The sequence below is a fragment of the Macromonas nakdongensis genome (genome assembly GCF_002837145.1).
Taxonomy (GTDB): Bacteria; Pseudomonadota; Gammaproteobacteria; order Burkholderiales; family Burkholderiaceae_C; genus Macromonas_B; species Macromonas_B nakdongensis.
This window is the reverse complement of record NZ_NWMV01000027.1, coordinates 32,733-54,757: the sequence shown is the minus strand read 5'-3', so window position 1 is coordinate 54,757 and position 22,025 is coordinate 32,733. Positions and strand designations below refer to the sequence as shown.

Genomic DNA, 22,025 nt, shown 5'->3' with positions numbered 1-22,025 from the left:
GTGTGTCGGCGGCACCGGTCCGTCTGTATATGTTAGCGGGCCAACCGGGTGGCCTACAGTTCAACCTGGCCACAGCGCCCAACCACCCCACAGGAGCCCACCCCCATGCACCGCGACCCCAACGTCACCGAAGCCAAAACCAACGCCACCCTGATGGCACGCCGCCGCGCCGCCCTGCCCGCCGGCCTGGGCCAAACCTACGAGGTGTTTGCCGAGCGCGCCGAAGGCGCCGAGATTTGGGACGTGGAAGGCCGCCGCTACATCGACTTTGCCGGCGGCATTGCGGTGCTCAATACCGGCCACCGCCACCCCAAGATCGTGGAAGCCGTGAAGGCCCAACTGGACCAGTACCACCACACCTGCTTCCAGGTGGTGGCCTACGAACCCTATGTGGAACTGGCCGAGCGCCTGATCGCCAAGGCGCCGGGCAACTTCCCTAAGAAGGCCTACTTCCTGTCCACCGGCGCCGAGGCAGTGGAAAACGCCGTCAAGATTGCCCGTGCCGCCACCAAGCGCCAAGCCGTCATCGCCTTTGGCGGCGGCTTCCACGGCCGCACGCTGCTGGGCATGGCGCTGACCGGCAAAGTGGCCCCGTACAAGGCGGGCTTCGGCCCCTTCCCGGCCGAGATTTACCACGCAGAATTCCCCAACCCGCTGCACGGCGTGAGCGTGGCCGACGCCATGCGTTCGGTGGAACACATCTTCAAATACGACGTGGAGGCCGAGCGCGTGGCCGCCATCATTCTGGAGCCGGTGCAAGGTGAAGGCGGCTTCTACGTGGCCCCACCCGAATTCGCGCAGGCCCTGCGCGCGCTGTGCGACAAGCACGGCATTGTGCTGATTGCCGACGAAGTGCAGACCGGCGCCGGCCGCACCGGCACCTGGCTGGCCTGCGAGCAGTGGGGCGTGGCGCCCGACCTCATCACCATGGCCAAGAGCATGGCGGGAGGCTTCCCGCTGTCGGCCGTGATCGGCAAGGCCGAGCTGATGGACAAGCCCCTGCCCGGTGGCCTGGGCGGCACCTACGCCGGCAGCCCCCTGGCCTGCGCCGCCGCGCTGGCCGTGCTGGACGTGTTTGAAGAAGAGCAACTGCTGGACCGCTCCAACGCCGTGGGCGAACGCCTGAAGGCCGGCCTGCGCGCCCTGGCGCAGCAGAACGTGGAAATTCAGGACGTGCGCGGCCTGGGCTCCATGATCGCCATCGAACTGTTTGAAGGCGGCGACCACGACAAGCCGGCCGCCGACCTGACGAAGCGCGTCTGCGCCGAGGCGCTCAAGCGCGGCCTGGTGCTGCTGTCGTGCGGCGTGTACGCCAACGTCATCCGCATTCTGGTGCCCATCACCGCCAGCGACGCGCTGCTGGACGAGGGGCTGGCCATCATGGGTGAGGCGTTGAAGGCGGCGAAGGGTTGAGGCTTCGGTTGCCCCGAAGACGGAAACGACAAAGGCCCGCGAGGGCCTTTGTCGTTATTGGTGTCGCAGAAACATGCTTTCGCGACACTTTATTTGTCGCATAAGGTTTTTTACGACACTTTGCCTGAGGAGGCGAAAAAGCCCTTCTCACAGCTGGCAGCCTAAATTCGATTCATACGGGTTAACGTTTGAGTAAACCGAACCGTTGCAGGATATGGCTATAGACACAGAATGAGATGACGGGCCTTTAGCCGCATGACGCAATAAATACGGTTGACAGATTTTACTCCTCACGCTGGGACAATACCTTCACAGTACTGCAGCACCTTTATCCATGACTCCAAGCCCCCAACGTCTTCCGGCTTCACACCCTCACCGTTAAGGCTTGTGGCGTTGAACGTAGTGAGGATCGTAGTTCCTAATTCGACAAGATAAGCGGAGCGGTACTTTGGCCGGATAACCCAACGGGGTCGCCAAGGATTGTGCGCGAAAGCGTTACGAAGTTGGTTGACCATGATCCGTAACCCGTGGCGACTCGGATCGGGGTCGGAGTCAGGCTTTCCGAACACCTCATCGAGTGTTTCATCCAGAGTCAGCGCTGAGGCTCCCAACGCCATGATCACCAAGTTCTGCGTACCATCGAGCAGATCCTGGCGGCCCGCAAGATAGTTTCGCGGCAGAAGAAGATCATTACCTCCGGTGACGATCGTCACGTCTCGCTCATAGAGAGTACTCCGAATTCGCCCAGACACGACTGCTGCATTAATGCGTACTGCAAGTCCAAGCGTTGCTTGGGCGGTAGCGATTTTCGTTTTCGGAGTTTCGAAATTGCTAAATTGCCCCATGAGATCTAGCGTAAAGTACAAGGGGAGCGCAAATTAAAGTGTATTGTTAGGTTCCGCGCTCATTCATCGAAAGGTTGCCGACTTGTTCTGAATGCTCCACTCTTGCCAGGAAAATCTTCAAATACGCTCCGCACGATTGCCGGCATAACAGGCGCAAGCTGATCACTTGATCCAGAACTAACAGCTTTACCCTCATAGACTTTATGTATCTTCCCATTACCAGATTTTATAACATCGATAATATCAATATGCAAGTAGCGACTAAAAATAGTAGAGGTGCTGGTTCCAGAGCCAACGACGCCATAGGTTGGGGTTTTATAGGTTGTTCCGCTATAAGACGCGGTATTTCCGTATGACGTGATTCTTCCAGTCGTGTACGAACTGCTTGATCCGGTCTGGCCAAATATTGGGTAAGACGAAATAACTTGTTTGCCATCATCTATTCCATATGACATAAAAATTGCAAGCTTTGCCTGATTAAGCGGGGCTTCGATCATGCCTCGTTTATCAAGCTCGGCCATAACAAGCTTTGCATAGGATTGAAACTCAAGACTACCTTCCTGCTCCTTAGTTGGTATGAGCGTATAGGTCACCCCAGATAACGACTGCTCTAGTTCATGAAAAGCAGAAACTTTCGTTTCGACGGTTGCACACCCAACGAGAAGTGTAAACAGAAAAGCAAGAACTAAGCTGCGCATGAAAACCTCCTGGCAAAATAATAGATATGACAATAATCTGATCAGCCTAACGAATTAGTTAACTGGCGCCGGAGCCCCGAGGGGGCGAAAGGCGCCAACAGCGGCCAATAAAATGCCGAAGGCATTGCCGCTGTTAGCGATTACGTTGACCTTACAGTTAGGCTGACGAGCGAAGGCACGGTGTTGCACTTCATGTGTAAACCCGCGCAAAGAACGGCTCATTGGACGCTCGGAAATCATCGGCTCAGCTGTTGAAAAAAATTTCATTCATTAAGTTCTAGGGTAATGAGGTCAAGCCAAGACGCACGAATGTTTGACATAGATTGGTTGGGACAATCGCGCCACCACCGAAGCCACCATTGTTCTTACCTAACCCAGCATTTACGAAAGCAAGAAGAAGCGACTCGTCCATCTTTAGCGAATCCTCGATGGCAATAGTCGAGAAGTCTGCCAATTTTTCTATATCAAAGGATGGAATTCTCTCAAGCGCAAACAAGAGTCGGCGAAGCTCCTCAAAAGAAATTTCAGCCCTCACGTATGCTGCGAAGCATTTTCCAGCCAACTCAGGCTTCATCTGGCTTTCCATCCTGTCGATGATCTCCAATATCGCCGCGCCTGCTTTTCCAGAGAATTTGTCGTCCTCATTCAGCTTATCCACCATTTCGATTCTATCTTCTTGCGGAATTTTCGAAAGCTGACCCAAAAAGCGAAGAAGTTTCGTCGCGAGTAGCTGATCTCTTACGGAGCCAATCGTGCCAAATAGCCCAACAACACTGCTTACAATTGGGATGTCCCGAAGAAAACCCGACTCAAGCGCTGCGTCTACCCCAAGCTCTAAATACTCTTTTCCTACGCTAACTAGTAAATCAGAACGCATAATGTTTATGATTTCTGAGCCACGTAGGGTATCTTTCATCATACTTCCTCAACGCTAAAGAATGAGCACCATGAATTGATCGATATATCTGATGGGCACTCCGACCCAATAGGCCTAACTTGCAGCATACGCAGCATGCGGCGTACACTCATTTAAAAGATCGGCGTATATCAAAGCATCCTCCCTCGTATGCCAAGCCAATAGCACACCTCATCGTGTGCAAAACCCGGAGCATTCGCCCCGGTCACCAACGGCTATAACCCATCTCCGCGCACGCGGGCCGGGCATTTGATTTTTCTGACACCACTATACCGCAACACCGGGGTCGGTTTCGCTCTGCCGCAACACCCATTCGCGGAACACCGCCAACGCCGGCCTTTCGGCCACCTGCGGCTGCACCAGGTAATAAGCCCGTTGCGCTTTCAATGGCCGCGCGCACGCCACCACCAGCGCGCCGCTGGCCAATTCGTCCTGCACCAGCAGGGTGGGCATCAGCGCCACGCCCAGGCCGCTGATAGCGGCGGCGGCTTGCATCGAAAAAAGCTCATACCTTGGCCCGGCCATGGCGCGGGGCGCGTCCACGCCTTGCGCGTCGAACCATTGGCGCCACGCCTCGGGCCGGGTGGCTTGTTGCAGCAGGGGCATGTGGGCCAGGGCGTCGGGCGCCACCTCGGCCCCACCCGCCAGCAGGCGCGGGCTGCACACGGGCAGCACGTCTTCGTCCATCAAATGGGTGGCCTGGGTGCCGGCCCATTGCTGCAGTTGCTGGGGCGTGCCGGCCCAAATGGCGGCGTCGATGCCGGTGTCGGTGAACAAGAAGGGGCGGGTGCGTGTCTCGAAATGCACCAGCAGATCGGGCTGTTCGGCGGCCAGGCCGTGCAGGCGCGGAATCAGCCAGCGGGTGGCGAAGGTGGGCACGGCGGCCAGGGTCAGGCTGTCGCCCTGCCCGCGCCGGCCCATCAGTTCCACCGCGTCGCGTTCCAGCGCGTCCAGGCGCTGGCGCACGTGGCGGGCGTAGTCGGTGCCGGCGGGCGTCAGCACCATGCCGTGTTGGGTGCGGCGGAACAGCGGCACGCCCAAGAAGTCTTCCAGCACCGCCACCTGGCGCGACACGGCGCCTTGCGTCAGGTTCAATTCCTGCGCGGCGCGGGTGAAGCTTTGGTGCCGGGCAGCGGCTTCAAAGCAGTTCAGGGCTTGGGTGGAGGGCAGTTTGCGTCGCATGGCACGCCCAGCCTACACGGCATTTCGCACAAATGCTCATATCTGGCCCAAAATTTTTCGTTTGCGGGCGGGCTGAGCAGGGCCTACGATGGCGGCACTTTCAACCACGCTCTACACACACCACCATGGCCGCTTCTGCCCGCTTTTCCTGGTCCGACCCCTTCCAGCTCGACAGCCAGTTGACCGACGACGAACGCCAGGTGCGCGACGCGGCGCACGCCTATTGCCAGGAACGCCTGTTGCCGCGGGTGCAATTGGCCTTCCGCCACGAAAGCACCGACCGCGCCATCTTCAACGAGATGGGCGAACTGGGTCTGCTGGGCCCGACCATTCCCGAACAATACGGCGGCGCCGGCCTGAATTACGTGTGCTACGGCCTGGTGGCGCGCGAGGTGGAGCGCGTGGACAGCGGCTACCGCAGCATGATGAGCGTGCAAAGCTCGCTGGTGATGGTGCCCATCAACGAATTCGGCACCGAGGCGCAAAAGCAGAAATACCTGCCCAAGCTGGCCACCGGCGAATGGGTGGGCTGCTTTGGCCTGACCGAACCCAACCACGGCAGCGACCCGGGCAGCATGATCACCCGCGCCCGCAAGGTCCCGGGCGGCTATTCGCTCAGCGGCGCCAAGATGTGGATCACCAACAGCCCGATTGCCGACGTGTTCGTGGTCTGGGCCAAGGACGACGAGGGCCAGATCCGCGGCTTCATCCTGGAAAAAGGCTGGAAGGGCCTGAGCGCCCCGGCCATCCACGGCAAGGTGGGCCTGCGCGCCAGCATCACCGGGGAAATTGTGATGGACGAGGTATTCTGCCCCGAAGAAAACGCCTTCCCCGAGGTGCGCGGCCTCAAAGGCCCCTTCACCTGCTTGAACAGCGCACGCTACGGCATTGCCTGGGGCGCGCTGGGCGCGGCGGAGGACTGCTACTTCCGCGCCCGCCAGTACGTGCTGGACCGCCAGCAGTTCGGCCGCCCGCTGGCGGCGAACCAACTGGTGCAAAAGAAGCTGGCCGACATGCTGACCGAGATCAGCCTGGGCCTGCAAGGCTGCCTGGCGCTGGGCCGCATGAAAGACGCTGGTAATGCACCGGTGGAGGTGACTTCCATCCTCAAACGCAACAGCTGCGGCAAGGCGCTGGACATTGCCCGCACCGCCCGCGACATGATGGGTGGCAACGGCATCAGCGACGAGTACGGCGTGGCGCGCCACCTGGTGAACCTGGAGGTGGTGAACACCTACGAAGGCACGCACGACGTGCACGCGCTGATTCTGGGCCGCGCCATCACCGGCATTGCCGCGTTCAGCAACTGAGCACAGGCTGCCCATGGCCCTGCCCCCACTGAACCCCCAAGCCGCTGCGCCCGAGCTGCCCCGCCCACTGGCGGGCGTGAAGGTGCTGGACCTGTCGCGCGTGCTGGCCGGCCCCTGGGCCGGGCAGATCCTGGCCGACTACGGCGCCGACGTGATCAAGGTGGAACGCCCCGGCACGGGTGATGACACCCGCGCCTGGGGCCCACCGTGGTGGGGCGACGGCCCCGAGCGGGTGGCGGCCTACTTCCTGTGCGCCAACCGGGGCAAGCGTTCGGTGGCCATCGACATCGCCAGCCCTGAAGGCATCCAGCAGGTGCGCGAACTGGCCCGCGAGGCCGACGTGCTGATCGAGAACTACAAGGTCGGCCAACTGGCCAAGTACGGGCTGGACGCCCCCAGCCTGCAGGCGCTGAACCCGGGGTTGGTGTACTGCTCCATCACCGGCTACGGGCAGACCGGACCGCTGTCGCACAAGGCGGGTTACGACTTTGCCATCCAGGCCGAGGCCGGGCTGATGAGCATCACCGGCAACAAGGGCGAAGAGCCGCAGAAGGTGGGTGTGGCCGTGACCGACCTGATGACCGGCGTGTACGCGGCCACCGCCATTCTGGCGGCGCTGCACGAGCGCCAGCGCACCGGCCAGGGCCGGGTGCTGGACGCCTCGCTGTTCGACGTACAGGTGGCCATGCTGGCCAACCAGGCCAGCAACCAGCTGGTGGGCCAAACGCGGCCCACCCGCATGGGCAATGCCCACCCCAACATCGTGCCCTACCAGGTGTTCCCCACCCGCGACGGGCACATGGTGCTGGCCGTGGGCAACGACGGCCAGTTCACCCGCTTTTGCGAGGCCACCGGCCACCCGGCCGTGGCCCGGGACGCGCGTTTTTCCACCAACCCGGCCCGGGTGGAGCACCGGCAGACGCTGGTGCCGCTGATCACCGGCTGGACGCTGACGCGCGACACCGCCGACTGGGTGGCCCTGCTGGACCGCGCCGCCGTGCCCTGCTCGCCCATTCTGGACGTGGCCCAGGTGCTGGAACACCCCCACGTGGCCGCGCGCGGCATGGTGCTGCCCCGGCACAACGGGCCGCACGGCACCACCCCGCCCATGGTGGCCCACCCGGTGCTGATGGACGGCCAGCGCCCCACCGCCCCACGCCCGCCACCGGCCCTGGGCCAAGACAACCCCGCCTGGGCCCCCACACACGGCTGACCGCGCACACGCCCCCCAAACAGGACCGACACCGTTCGGTCCTGTTTTTTTCTTGATAGCGCACACTTGTGGTGCATTTCGCACACCGCTGCAGCATGCCCGCAGACCCTGCGCACCACAGGGTTTCTATGTATAGGGAATGGAAACTGCACAGCGGCTTCTGTGTCGGGGGCATCTGTATATGTTCCAGTGGCACCAACGCCGGTACAGTGATTGGCACTGTCAGCTTGCCGACCACCTGGACCCCATGCACACCACGCAACCGCTCGTCACCTTCACCGGCGTACAAAAAACCTACGATGGCCACAGCCTCGTGGTCCGTGACCTGAACCTGGAGATCCAGAAAGGCGAATTCCTGTCGCTGCTCGGCCCCTCGGGCTCGGGCAAGACCACCACGCTGATGATGCTGGCCGGGTTCGAATCGCCCACGGCGGGCGAGATCCACCTCAACGGCGTGTCCATCACCCGCACCCCGCCGCACAAGCGCAACTTCGGCATGGTGTTCCAGAACTACGCGCTGTTCCCGCACATGACGGTGGCCGAGAACATCGCCTACCCGCTGACGGTGCGCAAGCTGCCCAAGGCCGACCTGGAACAGAAGGTCAAGCGCGCCCTCGACATGGTGCAGATGGGCCCCATGGGCGGGCGCTACCCCTCGCAACTGTCGGGCGGCCAGCAGCAGCGCGTGGCCCTGGCCCGCGCCTTGGTGTTCGACCCGCAACTGGTGCTGATGGACGAGCCGCTGGGCGCGCTCGACAAGCAGCTGCGCGAGCACATGCAGATCGAACTCAAGGCCCTGCACCGCCGCCTGGGCGTGACCTTCGTCTACGTCACCCACGACCAGTCGGAAGCGCTGACCATGTCCGACCGCGTGGCGGTGTTCAACGAAGGCATCATCCAGCAGATCGACCAGGTGGACCGCCTGTACGAAACCCCGGCCAACCGCTTTGTGGCGGGTTTTGTGGGCGACAACTCGGTGCTCAACGGCACCGTGGCAGAAGTCCAGGGCGAGCACTGCACGGTGCAACTGGCCGACGGCCTGCGCCTGCGCGGCGTCAACGTCAACCAAGCCCGGGCCGGTGACGCGGTGCAGTGCAGCATCCGCCCGGAACGCATCCACGTGCTTGACCACGCCAGCCAGGCCACCGACAACGTGGTCAGCGCCAACCTGGCCGACGTGATCTATTTTGGCGACCACCTGCGCCTGCGCTGCGACCTGCCGCAGCAGCCCGAAATCTGCGTCAAGCAGCCCCTGCAACAGCACAGTGCCCTGGCCAGCGGCCAGCGCCTGCCATTGCACATCCCGGCGGAACACCTGCGCGTGTACCGCTGAACCCTCACTGTCCCCTTCCCTTCCTCAACCCCCTGGAGATAAGCGTCATGCAACTCAAACCCGTGCTGCTGGCCCTGGCCGCCCTGGCCGCCCTGCCGGCCCTGGCCCAGAACCTGACCATCGTCAACTTCGGTGGCGCCAACGGTGCCGCCCAGAAGAAAGCCTATTTCGAGGCCTACGAAAAATCCGGTGCCGGCAAGATCACCCAGGTGGAATACAACGGTGAGCAGGCCAAGATCAAGGCCATGGTGGAAGCCAAGAAAATCACCTGGGACCTGGTGGAAGTGGAAAGCCCCGATGTGAACCGCGGCTGCGACGAAGGCCTGTTCGAGAAGATGGACTGGAGCAAGGTGGGCAACAAGGCCGACTTCCAGCCCGCCGCCGTGCACGACTGCGGCGTCGGCATCTTCATCTGGTCCACGGTGATGGCCTACAACGGCGACAAGCTCAAGTCCAACCCCACCACCTGGGCCGACTTCTGGGACACCAAGAAATACCCGGGCAAGCGCGGCATGCGCAAGGGCGCCCGCTACAACCTGGAATTCGCGCTGATGGCCGACGGCGTCAAGTCCGCCGACGTGTACAAGGTGCTGGCCACCAAGGACGGTGCCGACCGCGCCTTCAAGAAGATGACCGAGCTGAAGTCCAGCATCCAGTGGTGGGAAGCCGGCGCCCAGCCGCCCCAGTTCCTGGTGGCCGGTGACGTGGCCCTGACCACCGCCTACAGCGGCCGCATCGACGCCGCCCAGCGCGAAGGCAAGAACCTGAAGATCACCTGGACCGGTGGCATCTACGACCTGGACTACTGGGTGATCCCGAAAGGCGCCCCGAACAAGGACGCCGCGATGAAGTTCATCGCCCTGGCCAGTACCCCGGACGCCCAGGCCGAGTACGCGCGCAACATCTCCTACGGCCCGACCAACAACAAGGCCCTGGCCAAGCTGGACGCCAAGACCCTGGCGCTGCTGCCGACCGCCCCGGCCAACAACAAGGACGCGCTGCAGTTCAACATCGGTTTCTGGGCCGACCAGGGCGAGGCCCTGGAGAAGCGCTTCGCCGCCTGGGCCGCACAATGATGGTTGCCGGCGGAACCGATCTGGCCCAGCAACTGCGCCGCGCCGAGCGGCGCAAGAAGGTGCGCGCCGTGGCGCTCACCTTGCCTCTGCTGATCTTTTTGCTGGTGTTTTTCCTGGTTCCGCTGGCCAGCCTGCTGGTGCGGGCGGTGGAGAATCCCGAAGTCGCCGACGCCCTGCCCCGCACCGGGCAGGCGCTGGACGGCTGGGACCGCCACAGCCCGCCCCCCGAGACGGCCTACGCCGCCTTGCTGCAAGACCTGTCATCGATCGAAGAAACCGCCCAGGCCGGCGTGCTGGCGCGCCGCCTGAACAGCGAAATCTCGGGCAGCCGCTCGCTCGTCATGGGCACCTACCGCGCCCTGCCCCTGGCCGAGCAGCCCACGCCGGCCCAGGCCCGCGAGGCCCTGCTGGCCCACGACGCGCGCTGGGGCGAACTGCCCTACTGGCAGGCCATTGCCAAGAACAGCTCGCGCTGGACGCCCGACTACCTGCTCACCGCCGTGGACCTGCGCCGCGGCGCGGACGGTGGCATCGAACGCGTGCCCGCCGACGAGGCCGCCTTCAGCGACATCCTGCTGCGCACCTTCCAAATGAGCGCGGTGGTCACCTTCTTTGCCCTGCTGCTGGGCTACCCCCTGGCCTACTGGCTCAGCACCCTGAGCGAGCGCAAGGCCAACATGATGCTGATCCTGGTGCTGCTGCCGTTCTGGACCTCGGTGCTGGTGCGCATCGCCGCGTGGATCGTGCTGCTGCAGAACAATGGCCTGATCAACCGCTTTTTCATGTGGCTGGGCCTGACCGACGCCCCGCTGCCCCTGCTGTTCAACCGCACCGGCGTGATCATCGCCATGGTGCACATCCTGCTGCCCTTCGCCATCCTGCCGCTGTACAGCGTGATGAAGTCGGTGCCGCCCAACTACCTGCGCGCCGCCATTTCGCTGGGCAGTGCCCCGCTGGCCGCTTTCTTCCGCGTGTACCTGCCGCAAACCTACCCGGGTGTGGCCGCGGGTGGTCTGCTGGTGTTCATCACCTGCATCGGCTACTACGTGACCCCGGCGCTGCTGGGCGGCGCCAGCGACCAGATGCTGAGCTACTACGTGGCCCAATACACCAACGTGGAAGTGAACTGGGGCATGGCCTGCGCCCTGGGCGGGGTGCTGCTGAGCGCCACCCTGGTGCTCTACACCCTGTACCGCAAGGTGGCCAAGGCCGAGCTGAGCCTGGGCTGAGCCGGGGTTGAGGAAAGCGACAAGATGTTCAAACTGCCCGAATTCCCCGCCTACTACGGCCTGCTCGACAAACTCGGCTGGCTGGCCCTGCGCCTGGGTGCCCTGCTGGTGCTGGTGTTCCTGGTGCTGCCCATCGTGGTCATCGTCCCGCTGTCGTTCAGCGACAGCAGCTTCCTGGCCTACCCGATCCAGGGCTGGTCGCTGCGCTGGTACCGCGAAATGTGGAACGCGCCCGAATGGGCCAACGCCACCCGCAACAGCTTCACCGTGGCCCCGGCGGCCACGCTGCTGGCCACCGTGCTGGGCACGCTCGCGGCCATGGGGCTGGCGCGCAACCGCTTCCTGGGCAAGGGCCTGATCACCGGGCTGCTGATTTCACCCATGGTGGTGCCCATCGTGGTGGTGGGGGTCAGCACCTACCTGTACTTTGCCAAGCTGGGCCTGAACGACTCCTACCTGGGCCTCATCCTGGTCCACGCCGCTCTGGGCGCGCCGTTTGTGGTGACGACCGTGCTGGCCACGCTGCAAAGCTTCAACGTCAACCTGGTGAAAGCCAGCCTCAGCCTGGGCGCCAGCCCGCTGGAGACCTTCTTCCGCGTGACGCTGCCGGTCATCGCCCCGGGCGTGATTTCCGGTGCGCTGTTCGCCTTCGCCACCTCCTTCGACGAGGTGGTGGTGACGCTGTTCCTGGCCGGCCCCGAGCAGGTGACGCTGCCGCGCCAGATGTTCACCGGCATCCGTGAGAACATTTCCCCCACCATCGCCGCCGTGGCCACGCTGCTGATTTTGTTCACCACCGCGCTGATGATGACGCTGGAATGGCTGCGGGGGCGCCGGAAATGACCGCCACCTTCAACCAGCCGCTGGGCGGCAACACCATGCCCCGCTTCGGTGGCCCGGCCACCATGATGCGCCTGCCCAGCGCCACCAGCCCCGAGGGCCTGCACGCCGCCTTCATCGGTGTGCCGCTGGACATCGGCACCAGCCACCGCCCCGGCGCGCGCTTCGGTCCGCGCCAGATCCGCGCCGAGTCCTGCCTGATCCGCCCCTACAACATGGCCACCGGCGCCGCGCCCTTCGACGCGCTGCAGGTGGCCGACCTGGGTGACGTGCCCATCAACACCTTCCACCTGCCCAAGTCGGTGGACATCATCGAGCGCCACTACCGCCCCATCGTGGCCAGTGGCTGCATCCCGCTGACGCTGGGCGGCGACCACACCATCGTGCTGCCCATCCTGCGCGCCGTGGCGGCGAAGCACGGCCCGGTGGCGCTGATCCACGTGGACGCCCACGCCGACGTGAACGACGACATGTTCGGCGAACCGCTGGCGCACGGCACCCCCTTCCGCCGCGCGGTGGAAGAAGGCCTGCTGCAAGGCAGCAAGGTCTGGCAGATCGGCCTGCGCGGCAGCGGCTACTCGGCCGAAGACTTCGACTGGCCGCGCCAGCAGGGCTTCACCGTGGTGCCGGCGCACGAGGTGTGGTGGCAGTCGCTCAGCCCCTTGATGGCGCGCATCCGCGCCGCCATCGGCCCCGACACGCCCACCTACCTGAGCTTTGACATCGACGGCATCGACCCGGCCTACGCCGGCGGCACCGGCACGCCCGAAATCGGCGGGTTGAACGTGCCGCAGGCGCTGGAGATCGTGCGCGGCTGCCGCGGCCTGAACCTGGTGGGCTGCGATTTGGTGGAGGTGTCCCCCGCCTACGACACCACCGGCAACACCGCCCTGCTGGGCGCCAACCTGCTGTACGAAATGCTGTGCGTGCTGCCCGGCGTGAAATACCGGTGACTGCGCGGTTTTCGCATCCGCGCTAGCCTTTCCCTTTTGCCACACACCCCAGAGACAACCATGGACATGAAGGCCTCCCCCCTCGCCCTGCTCAAGGACCCGACGCTGCTCAAAACCGACGCGCTGATCAACGGCCAGTGGGTGGCCGGCGCCAGCCGCTTCGACGTGCACGACCCCGCCACCGGCCAGAAACTGGCCGACGTGGCCAACCTGGGCCCGGCCGAGGCCGAGGCGGCCATCGCCGCCGCCAACGCGGCCTGGGGCGCCTGGAAGAACAAGACCGCCAAGGAGCGCAGCAACATCCTGCGCAAGTGGTACGACCTGCTGATGGCGAACCAGGACGACCTGGGCCGCATCATGACCGCCGAGCAAGGCAAGCCCCTGCCCGAAGCCAAGGGCGAGGTGGCCTACGGCGCCAGCTTCGTGGAATGGTTTGCCGAAGAAGCCAAGCGCGTCAACGGCGAGACCTTGCCGCAGTTCGACAACAACCGCCGCCTGCTGGTGCTCAAGCAACCCATCGGCGTGTGCGCGGCCATCACGCCGTGGAACTTCCCGTTGGCCATGATCACCCGCAAGGTGGCCCCGGCCCTGGCCGCTGGCTGCCCGGTGGTCATCAAGCCCGCCGAACTCACGCCGCTGACCGCGCTGGCCGCGGCCGAGCTGGCCATCCGCGCCGGCATCCCGGCCGGGGTGTTCAACATCGTCACCGCCGACGCGTCCAACTCCATCGCCGTGGGCAAGGTGATCTGCGCCAGCGACACCGTGCGCCACCTGAGCTTCACCGGCTCCACCGAAGTGGGCCGCATTTTGATGGCGCAGTGCGCCCCCACGGTCAAGAAAATGTCGTTGGAGCTGGGCGGCAACGCCCCCTTCATCGTCTTCGACGACGCCGACATCGACTCCGCCGTGGAAGGCGCCTTCGCCAGCAAGTACCGCAACGCGGGCCAGACCTGCGTCTGCTCCAACCGCCTGTACGTGCAGGCCGGTGTGTACGACGAATTCGTGCGCAAGTTTGCCGCCAAAGTGGCCACCGCCAAGGTCGGCAACGGCTTTGAAGACGGCGTGAACCAGGGCCCGCTGATCGAGGAAGCCGCGCTGGAGAAGGTGCAGCGCCACGTGGACGACGCCGTGGCCAAGGGTGGCCGCGTGCTGGTGGGTGGCAAGCGCCTGCCGGGCCAGTTCTTCGAACCCACCGTGGTGGCCGACGCCACGGCCGACATGCTGTGCGCCCGCGAGGAAACCTTCGGTCCCTTCGCGCCGGTGTTCAAGTTCCAGACCGAGCAGGAGGCCATCGACGCGGCCAACGACACCGAGTTCGGCCTGGCCAGCTACTTCTACAGCCGCGACATCGGCCGCATCTACCGCGTGGGCGAGGCGCTGGAGTACGGCATGGTCGGCATCAACGTGGGCATCCTGGCCACTGAGCACGTGCCCTTTGGCGGCGTCAAGCAGTCCGGCCTGGGCCGCGAGGGCAGCCACTTCGGCATGGACGATTACGTGGAGATCAAATACCTCTGCCTGGGCGACATCCTCAAATAAGCCCTGAGCCCGCCTGGGCTGGGCTGCCACCGGCCAGGGGCCGATCGGGCAGCAGCTGCATCTGCGCGGCCTTGCGCGAAAGTTCAAGATCGGTGCGCACCCCTAACTTGCTTTTGAGCTGGTAGTGGCAGTTGCGCACGGTCTTGGGGCTGATGTGCAGCGCCTGCCCCACCGCCTCCACATCCAGGCCCTGCAACAGCAGGCGCAGCACATCGAACTCGCGCGGTGTCAGCTCGGTCTCGGCCGTCGGCCCCTCCAGCAGCAGAGCCGCCACCTCGCCCGCCAGGTCCGGGCTGAGAGCCCGTTGCCCACGGGCGACCTGGTAAACCGCCTCCACCAACACCTGCGGGGCACTGCCTTTGGTCACGTAGCCCCGGGCCCCGGCCCGCAGGGCCTGCACCGCGTACATCGGCTCCGCGTGCATGGAGAACACCAAGACCGTGGCCTGCGGCTCGTGCCCGAGCATCTGGGCGAGCAGCCGCAAACCGCTGCCGGTCCCCAGGCTCAGGTCCAGCAACACCACGTCGGGCCCGTGGGCCTTGAACTGCGCGTAACCCTCTTCGGCGGTTCCGGCCTCGGCCACGATGCGCAGGTCCGCGCGCCGCTCCAGCAGCCGGCGGTAGCCTTCGCGGACGATGGCGTGGTCGTCAATGATCAGCAGGCGCAGCATGGTTTCCTTCGTTGACCGGCAAATGGATGCGCAAGCGCAGGCCATGGGGCTCGCCCACCTCCAGGGACAGCGAACCGCCCAGCGCTTGGACGCGCTCACGCATGCCCAGCAAGCCCTGGCCGCCAGTGGCCGGCACAAGGACCGGCGCCTGCGACAGCGGCCCATTGTCCTGCACCAGGAGGTGCAGGCCGTCGGCCCGCTCGCTCAAGACCACCTCGATCAGCGAGGCTTGACCATGGCGCACCGCGTTGGTCAGCCCTTCCTGCACCAGGCGGAACACGCTGACCGACAGGGTGTCGTCCCAGCGGTCCAGGTCGCCGTCGATCTGCAAGTGGTAGCGGCAGTGCTGGCCATCTCGACGCTGCCAACTGTCCACCAATTGCCGCAAGCAGGCGGTCAGCCCGAACGCCTCCAGGCCCGGTGGGCGCAGCCGCTGCACGATGTGGCGCACCGCGGTGACCATGCCCTCGCAGGTGCGCGTCAGTGCCTCGGCGCTGGGCCGCAGGGCCGGCACCGACTCGCGCGCCACCTCGTCCACGAAGCCCACTTCGGCCCGGATCGAGGCCAGCGACTGGCCCAGCTCGTCGTGCAGTTCGCGGGCCAAATGGCGCCGCTCTTCTTCGCGGACTGTCAGCAAACGGTCGGCCAATTGGCGCTGCGCCTGCACCGTGTCCTGCAGCCGATCGGCCATGCGATTGAACTGCACGCCGATGCGCTGCAACTCGGTCGGCCCGGCCGGCGGCATGCGGGCCGACAGGTCGCCGGCCTCCAACCGCTGCAGCGTGGCCATCATGGCCGCGGTCGGCCGCAGGGCACGGCGCGCCGCCAGGTAGGTCAAGGCCACCAGGGCCGCCAGCGCCAGTGCGCTCACCAGGGTCTGCCACCAGTGCTGCCACAGCAGCGCCGCCTGCGCCGGCCAGTGTGGCGACAGTGCGAGTTCCCCCACCCGGGTACCGGGATAGCGCACCAGGGGCAGTGACGCCCCGACACCCGGCGCGGTCGCCCGCAGCAAACGCTCGATGCCCGCCGGGTGGGGCCCCGAAGGGCCCAGGCAACGCTGGTCCACGGCCTGGCCGTGGATGTTGCGCACGCTCAGGCAAAACGGCGCCAACTCACCCAGGCCCGCCAGGTTCTGCAGCTCGGCCCCCGACAGGGGTGCCTGGAACACGCCAGGCTCTGCCCCCAATTCGTTCAGGCGCAGGTGCTCCACCGTCCGGGCCAGGTGCTGCAACTGCGGGTCGATGGCCACCGCGACGCGCCACAGGCTCCAGACGCCGGAAAACAGCAGCCAGGACAGGGCAGCCACCAACGACCAGGCGCCCAGGCGGCGTTGCAGGCGGTAAGCGGGGACGGTGGGTGACGGCTCAACGGACATGAACGCGATTGTCGGGCGCTGCGTCGAGCCGGACCAGGGCTTCGCGCGCCTCGCCCAGGCCCTCTTGCGCCGCGCGCTGCAACCAGTGCCGTGCCTGCACCGGATCGGCCACCACGCCTTGCCCCAGAGCCAGCGCCATGCCGTAGTGGTAGCGCGCCAGCGTGGCATAGCCCGAGGTGTCGGGGTGCAGCGCCCCCTGGTGCAACAAGCGCGCCGCCCGCACCGGGTCTTTCGGCACCCCGGCACCGTTTTCCAGCAGGTGCGCCAGCCAGATGATGGAGTACGGATCGTTCCAGCGGGCGATGCAGTCCTCGAAGATGCGCACGGCGGCCGCGTGGTCGCCGGTTTTGTCGGCCGCGTAACCGTACAGGCATTTGATGCGCTTGTCGCTGTTCACGAAGGCCCCGTAGCTCATGTCGTTGCCGGAGTCGTCGTTCGACACGGGGGGCGCCTGGCCCACCTCCGGTGCATCGCGGTGGCGCTGGCCATCGGGCCGCAACCAGGCCCCGTGGTGTCCCAGGCGCAGGAACTCCTGCGCGTCGGGCTGGCCCTCGCCCGCCAGCGCCTCGAACAAACGGCGCGCAGCCACCCGGTCGGGCGCCACCCCCAGGCCGAAATGCAGCGCGGTCGCGTAATGCAAGCGGGCCAGGCGGGCATAACCCGCGTTGTCGCTGTCCATGGCCAGCCGCAGGAACTCCACCACCCGCTCTGGCCGCTTGGGCACCCCGTAGCCCAGGTCGAAGTACTGTGACAGGCGGATCAGGCCGCCCGCGTGGCGCCGCGTCACGCAGTCGGCCATGATCTGCAGCGCGGTGTCGAAGTCACCGCACTTCTCCAACTCGAACAGCGCGGTGGAGAAATGCCCGGTGCTGTATTCGCAACTGGCGGGTATTTCGACCTGCGCCGCCTCGATCTCCTCGGGCGTCGGCGCGGGGCCACGGCACAGCTGGTTGCTGGCGCGCAATTGTCCGGCGCTCTCTGCCAGCCGTTCGACCCAGGCTTCGGCCTGCGCATGCGCCTGCGGGGACGAAGCGGTCCAGCGCAGCCGGGTGCCGCCGGTGCGGGCGTCCCAGTCTACATCCACGTCCACGGCGCTGTCGGCCAAGGGCAAGGCCGTGGGCCGCAGCCGGGCCTCGAAGCGGGCCTCATTCATCTGGATCGCCGCCATGGAGACCGGTGCGGGCCCGTTCAATTGCAGGTGCATGGCCTGCCACACCCGCTCGGGGGGCATGGGCCAGGCCCGCTCCCCTGAGACGCGATCGGCCGCCCACACCGCCTGGTGCACCAGCGCCACCAGGACCCACGCGGCACCACGCATTCGGTGGCGCCACCCCTGAGGCACGCGCGAGAGGCGCGCGGTGTGGCCGGAAAAGAGAAGGCCTGTGGTGACGTATGACGGGGTCGTTTTCATGGCGGGCTCCTGCGGATCGAGGGGCTCCCGGAGTGGGAGTGGTCGGATGCTAGGCAGGAAAACCGCGCCTGCGGCCACACCGGCGCGCCCTGGGCAAGACGCCCCGAGGTGTTCGGGCAAATTGCCCGGTCCGGGATGGCCCGTGCCGTGGGCCGCCACCCGAATTTCGGCCAGCGGTCGCGTGGAGCACCGCTTCAGGCCCGACGGACTCCGTTCAACCAAAGATCGGCGTAATGCTGGGCCAGCGCCTCCGGGCGCCACGGCCCGTCGCGCTGGAACCAGTTGGTCAGGTAATGCACCGGACCGAAAAAATGGTGGGTCAGCAGGTCGGCCGGCACGTCGGGGCGCAGGTCGCCGTCGGCCTGTGCGGCTTCCACCAGGCCCCGAAACAGCCGGTGGTAGGCGCGGCGCTCCTGGCGCACCTGGGCGCGCGTGTCCGGCGCCAGCAGGTGCATGGACTGCATGAACACCGTCAGGCCTTCCAGGTGCTCGATGCTGGTGAGCACCACGTCCAGCGCGGCCTCGCGCAAGCGCTGCACCGCCGACAGCGGCCGGGCCGCGATCTCCTGCAAATGGGCCAACTGCAGGCGCAGCAGGGGTTGGTACACCCCGTAGAGCAGCTCGTCCTTGCTGGCGTAGTGGTGGTAGAACGCCCCCTTGGACACACCGGCCATCGCGCACACCTCGCTGATGGCGGTGGTGGTGTAACCCTGCCTGGCAAACAGGCACAGAGCCGACACGCGCAGGCGCTCCTTGACGGGCAATTCGGGGTGGGCTGCAGAGTGCATGCCGGCCCCCGCTTGCCCCGCAACGCCCCCGGTCAGGAGCGGGCCACGCCCCGCACCCGGGCCAGCAAGGCCAGGATCTCGCCCATGATGCCGCGGCGGAAGGCCAGCACGCAGACCACGAAGATCAAGCCGGTGACCATGGTGACGGACTCGCCCAGGGTGCCGAACCACTCGACCGAGGTCAGCCCCGCCAGGAAGTGCCCCAGTTCACCGATCTTGTTCTCCAGCAGCACCACCACGGCCGAACCCACCAGCGGGCCGGACAAGGTGCTCAGGCCGCCCACCAGCGTCATCAGGATGACCTGGCCCGAGGCCGTCCAGTGCACGTCGCTCAGGGTGGCAAAGCCCAGCACCACCGTCTTGAGCGAGCCGGCCAGCCCGGCGATGGCGGCCGACAGCACAAAGGCCAGCAGCTTGAAGCGGTGGGTGTCGTAGCCCAGCGAGATGGCGCGCGGTTCGTTCTCGCGGATGGCCTTGAGCACCTGGCCAAAGGGCGAATGGATGATGCGCACGATCAGCAGAAAGGCCGCCACCACCACGGCGAGGGCCACGTAGTACATGGTCAGGTCGTCGCTCACGTCCAGCACCGCGAAGAGCTTGCCACGGGGCACGCCCTGCAAGCCGTCCTCGCCGCCGGTGAACGGCGCCTGCAGGCAGACGAAGTACAGCATCTGCGACAGGGCCAGGGTGATCATGGAGAAATAGATGCCCTGGCGCTTGATGGCCAGGTAGCCGAACACCAGGCCCAGCAGCGCCCCGGCGGCGGTGCCGAAGGCGAGGCCCAGCTCCGGCGATAGGGACCAGACCTTGATGGAATGGCCGGTCACGTAGGCGGCCCAGCCAAAGAAGGCCGCGTGCCCGAAAGACAGCAGACCGGTGTAGCCCAGCAGGAGGTTGAAAGCCGCCGCGAACAGGGCGAAGCACATCAGCTTCATCACGAACACGGGGTAGGCGCCCAGGAACGGGGCCAGGACCAGGCCCAGCAACAGCAGGCCGTAACCCAGGGTGGTGGTGGAACGGAAATTCATGTGGCGGGCCCCTTCACTTTTCCTTGCCGAACAAGCCAGCGGGGCGAATCAGCAGAACGATGACCATGATGACGAAGACGACGGTGGACGAGGCTTCCGGGTAGACCACCTTGGTCAAGCCCTCGATCAGGCCCAGGCCCAGCCCGGTCAGGATGGAGCCCATGATCGAGCCCATGCCCCCGATCACCACCACCGCGAACACCACGATGATGAGGTTCTGCCCCATCAGCGGCGACACCTGGTAGACCGGTGCCGCCAGCACCCCGGCGAAGGCCGCCAGGCCGGCGCCAAAGGCGTAGGTCAGCGTGATCATCAGCGGGACGTTGATGCCGAAGGCTTCCACCAGGCGCGGGTTTTCGGTGCCGGCGCGCAGGTAGGCGCCGATGCGCGTCTTCTCGATCATGAACCAGGTGAACAGGCAGACGGTGATGGACGCCACCACCACCCAGGCCCGGTAGTTGGGCAGGAACATGAAGCCCAGGTCGGTCGCGCCCTGCAGCAGCTCGGGCGTGTCGTAGCCCAGACCGGACACCCCGTACACCGAGCGGAACACCCCCTCGATGATCAGGGTCAGCCCCAGCGTCAGCAGCAGGCCGTAGAGGTGGTCGAGCTTGTAGATCCAGCGCAGGAACAGGCGTTCGATCACCACCCCGAAAATACCCACCACCACGGGTGCTGCCACCAGCATGACCCAGTAGTTGACCTCGAAGTAGTTCATGCCCATCCAGGTCAGGACGGCGCCCGTCATGAACAAGGCCCCGTGGGCGAAGTTGATGACGTTGAGCAAGCCGAAAATCACGGCCAGGCCCAGGCTCAGGATGGCGTAGAACGAGCCGTTGACCAGCCCCAGCAGGAGCTGACTCAAGAGGGCCGGCATGGGAATACCGAAGATGTCCATGGGGTCAGGGGGGGTGTGAACACGACACCCGGCGGGCATGGGCCGCGGCCCACGCCTCACCGGTCAAAGGCTCATTTCCAGAGCGCGCACTTGGACTCGGCCTTGGTGGTGAACACCTCTTCGCCGGGCATTTTCTTGAGGATCTTGTAGTAGTCCCAGGGCTTCTTGGACTCGGCCGGCGACTTCACCTGGGCCAGGTACATGTCGTGCACGTATCGGCCGTCGGCACGCAGGTAGCCCGAACCGAAGAAGTCGTTCATCTTCATCTTGCGCCAGGCTTCCATCACCTTGTCGGGATCGGTGGTCTTGGCGGCTTCCACGGCCTTGAGGTAGTGCATCATGGACGAGTAGTTGCCCGCCTGGATCTCGGACGGCATGCGCTTGGTCTTCTCGAAGAAGCGGTTGCCGAACTTGCGGGTATCGTCGTTCAGGTCCCAATACCACGGGGTGGTCAGCATCAGGCCTTCGGTGTTCTTCAGGCCCAGCGAGTGGAAGTCGGTGATGAAGGACAGCAGCGTGACCACCTTCATGTTCTTGCCGATGCCGAATTCCTTGGCGGCCTTGATGGAGTTGATGGTGTCGCCACCGGCGTTGGCCAGGCCCAGCACCTGCGCCTTGGACGATTGGGCCTGCAGCAGGAAGGACGAGAAATCGGACGCATTCAGCGGGTGGCGCACACCGCCCACCACCGTGCCGCCCTTGGCCTTGATCACGTTGGTGGTGTCGGCCTCCAGGGCGTGGCCGAAGGCGTAGTCGGCCGTCAGGAAGAACCAGTTCTTGCCGCCGGTGTCCACCACCGCGCCGCCGGTGCCTTTGGCCAGGGCCACGGTGTCGTAGGTGTAGTGCACGGTGTAGGGCGAGCACTGGTCGTTGGTCAACGCCGAGGTGGCCGCACCGTTGTTCACGTACACCCGCTTCTTCTCCAGGGCCACCTTGGCGGTGGCCAGGGCGGTGCCGGAGTTGGTGCCGCCGAAGATGGCGACAGCGCCCTGGGTGTCGATCCACTCGCGCGCCTTGGACGCGGCGATGTCGGCCTTGTTCTGGTGGTCGGCCGACAGCAGCTCGACCGGCTTGCCCAGCACCTTGCCGCCGAAGTCGTCGATGGCCATCTGCAGCGCCAGTGCGCCGTTCTTGCCGTCGATGTCGGAATACAGGCTGGACATGTCGGTCACAAAGCCGATGCGGACCTTGTCCTGGGCCATCGCGTGGGTGGCCAGACCGGCGACACCGAGCATCAGGGCGAGTGCTTTCAAAGTGGGTTTCATGTGGTCTCCTTTTGTGGGTGGGAAGCGGATGGAAAGCGGCAAG

General features: G+C 65.2%; 20 protein-coding genes. 9 read left to right on the top strand and 11 right to left on the bottom strand.

Annotated features, from left to right (window positions below; all coding sequences use genetic code 11):
- Positions 1-105 precede the first annotated feature (105 nt).
- Complete coding sequence (gene gabT / locus CON77_RS05185; protein WP_101048069.1) at positions 106-1,413, top strand: 4-aminobutyrate--2-oxoglutarate transaminase; 1,308 nt, start codon at positions 106-108, stop codon at positions 1,411-1,413.
- Between the two features lie 290 nt (positions 1,414-1,703).
- Here gabT and CON77_RS15090 read toward each other — a convergent pair whose 3' ends face one another.
- The 4 genes from CON77_RS15090 to CON77_RS05170 all read right to left on the bottom strand — a co-directional run bounded on the left by CON77_RS15090 (position 1,704) and on the right by CON77_RS05170 (position 5,054).
- Complete coding sequence (locus tag CON77_RS15090) at positions 1,704-2,126, bottom strand: hypothetical protein (RefSeq protein ID WP_157826847.1); 423 nt, start codon at positions 2,124-2,126, stop codon at positions 1,704-1,706.
- A gap of 191 nt (positions 2,127-2,317) precedes the next feature.
- The gene (locus CON77_RS05180; protein ID WP_101048068.1) at positions 2,318-2,956 is read right to left on the bottom strand and encodes a DUF4136 domain-containing protein; all 639 of its coding nucleotides are present in this window, start codon (positions 2,954-2,956) and stop codon (positions 2,318-2,320) included.
- A 277-nt stretch (positions 2,957-3,233) separates the two neighbouring features.
- Positions 3,234-3,875 (bottom strand): hypothetical protein, encoded by a 642-nt coding sequence (locus tag CON77_RS05175; protein ID WP_101048067.1) that lies wholly within the window; start codon positions 3,873-3,875, stop codon positions 3,234-3,236.
- Positions 3,876-4,139: 264 nt separating this feature from the next.
- The gene (locus CON77_RS05170) at positions 4,140-5,054 is read right to left on the bottom strand and encodes a LysR substrate-binding domain-containing protein (protein ID WP_101048066.1); all 915 of its coding nucleotides are present in this window, start codon (positions 5,052-5,054) and stop codon (positions 4,140-4,142) included.
- Positions 5,055-5,179: 125 nt separating this feature from the next.
- Between CON77_RS05170 and CON77_RS05165 the strand changes: the two genes are divergently transcribed.
- The 8 genes from CON77_RS05165 to CON77_RS05130 all read left to right on the top strand — a co-directional run bounded on the left by CON77_RS05165 (position 5,180) and on the right by CON77_RS05130 (position 14,547).
- Positions 5,180-6,364 carry an acyl-CoA dehydrogenase gene (locus CON77_RS05165; protein WP_101048065.1) on the top strand — a complete coding sequence of 395 codons (1,185 nt, stop codon included), beginning with the start codon at positions 5,180-5,182 and terminating at the stop codon, positions 6,362-6,364.
- Positions 6,365-6,377: 13 nt separating this feature from the next.
- Positions 6,378-7,577: a CaiB/BaiF CoA transferase family protein gene (locus CON77_RS05160; RefSeq protein ID WP_198552272.1), complete on the top strand. Its 1,200-nt coding sequence runs from the start codon at positions 6,378-6,380 to the stop codon at positions 7,575-7,577.
- A gap of 247 nt (positions 7,578-7,824) precedes the next feature.
- Positions 7,825-8,910, top strand: coding sequence for an ABC transporter ATP-binding protein (locus CON77_RS05155; protein WP_101048094.1), 1,086 nt, complete (start codon positions 7,825-7,827; stop codon positions 8,908-8,910).
- Between the two features lie 47 nt (positions 8,911-8,957).
- Positions 8,958-9,986: an ABC transporter substrate-binding protein gene (locus CON77_RS05150; RefSeq protein ID WP_101048064.1), complete on the top strand. Its 1,029-nt coding sequence runs from the start codon at positions 8,958-8,960 to the stop codon at positions 9,984-9,986.
- On the top strand, positions 9,986-11,215 hold the full coding sequence (locus CON77_RS05145) for an ABC transporter permease subunit (RefSeq protein WP_232788412.1): 1,230 nt from the start codon (positions 9,986-9,988) through the stop codon (positions 11,213-11,215). The genes CON77_RS05150 and CON77_RS05145 overlap by 1 nt, the downstream gene beginning before the upstream one ends.
- Positions 11,216-11,239: 24 nt before the next feature.
- Entirely contained in the window at positions 11,240-12,058 is an 819-nt protein-coding gene (locus tag CON77_RS05140) for an ABC transporter permease (protein ID WP_101048062.1), read from the top strand.
- The gene (gene speB / locus CON77_RS05135) at positions 12,055-13,008 is read left to right on the top strand and encodes an agmatinase (protein ID WP_101048093.1); all 954 of its coding nucleotides are present in this window, start codon (positions 12,055-12,057) and stop codon (positions 13,006-13,008) included. The genes CON77_RS05140 and speB overlap by 4 nt, the downstream gene beginning before the upstream one ends.
- A 60-nt stretch (positions 13,009-13,068) precedes the next feature.
- Complete coding sequence (locus CON77_RS05130; RefSeq protein ID WP_101048061.1) at positions 13,069-14,547, top strand: NAD-dependent succinate-semialdehyde dehydrogenase; 1,479 nt, start codon at positions 13,069-13,071, stop codon at positions 14,545-14,547.
- Here CON77_RS05130 and CON77_RS15735 read toward each other — a convergent pair.
- The 7 genes from CON77_RS15735 to CON77_RS05095 all read right to left on the bottom strand — a co-directional run bounded on the left by CON77_RS15735 (position 14,540) and on the right by CON77_RS05095 (position 21,982).
- Positions 14,540-15,217, bottom strand: a complete 678-nt coding sequence (locus CON77_RS15735) for a response regulator (RefSeq protein WP_101048060.1) — start codon at positions 15,215-15,217, stop codon at positions 14,540-14,542. The genes CON77_RS05130 and CON77_RS15735 overlap by 8 nt on opposite strands.
- Positions 15,195-16,592 (bottom strand): sensor histidine kinase, encoded by a 1,398-nt coding sequence (locus tag CON77_RS05120; protein WP_101048059.1) that lies wholly within the window; start codon positions 16,590-16,592, stop codon positions 15,195-15,197. Before CON77_RS05120 ends, CON77_RS15735 begins: the two co-directional genes overlap by 23 nt.
- The gene (locus CON77_RS15485; protein ID WP_232788411.1) at positions 16,582-17,910 is read right to left on the bottom strand and encodes a tetratricopeptide repeat protein; all 1,329 of its coding nucleotides are present in this window, start codon (positions 17,908-17,910) and stop codon (positions 16,582-16,584) included. The genes CON77_RS05120 and CON77_RS15485 overlap by 11 nt, the downstream gene beginning before the upstream one ends.
- A 287-nt stretch (positions 17,911-18,197) precedes the next feature.
- Positions 18,198-18,791, bottom strand: a complete 594-nt coding sequence (locus CON77_RS05110; RefSeq protein ID WP_101048058.1) for a TetR/AcrR family transcriptional regulator — start codon at positions 18,789-18,791, stop codon at positions 18,198-18,200.
- A 32-nt stretch (positions 18,792-18,823) separates the two neighbouring features.
- The gene (locus CON77_RS05105; protein ID WP_101048057.1) at positions 18,824-19,819 is read right to left on the bottom strand and encodes a branched-chain amino acid ABC transporter permease; all 996 of its coding nucleotides are present in this window, start codon (positions 19,817-19,819) and stop codon (positions 18,824-18,826) included.
- 13 nt (positions 19,820-19,832) lie between these two features.
- A complete protein-coding gene (locus CON77_RS05100) occupies positions 19,833-20,717 on the bottom strand; it encodes a branched-chain amino acid ABC transporter permease (protein WP_101048056.1) in 885 nt (294 codons plus the stop codon).
- A 71-nt stretch (positions 20,718-20,788) separates the two neighbouring features.
- Positions 20,789-21,982: an ABC transporter substrate-binding protein gene (locus tag CON77_RS05095; protein WP_101048055.1), complete on the bottom strand. Its 1,194-nt coding sequence runs from the start codon at positions 21,980-21,982 to the stop codon at positions 20,789-20,791.
- Positions 21,983-22,025: the final 43 nt, after the last annotated feature.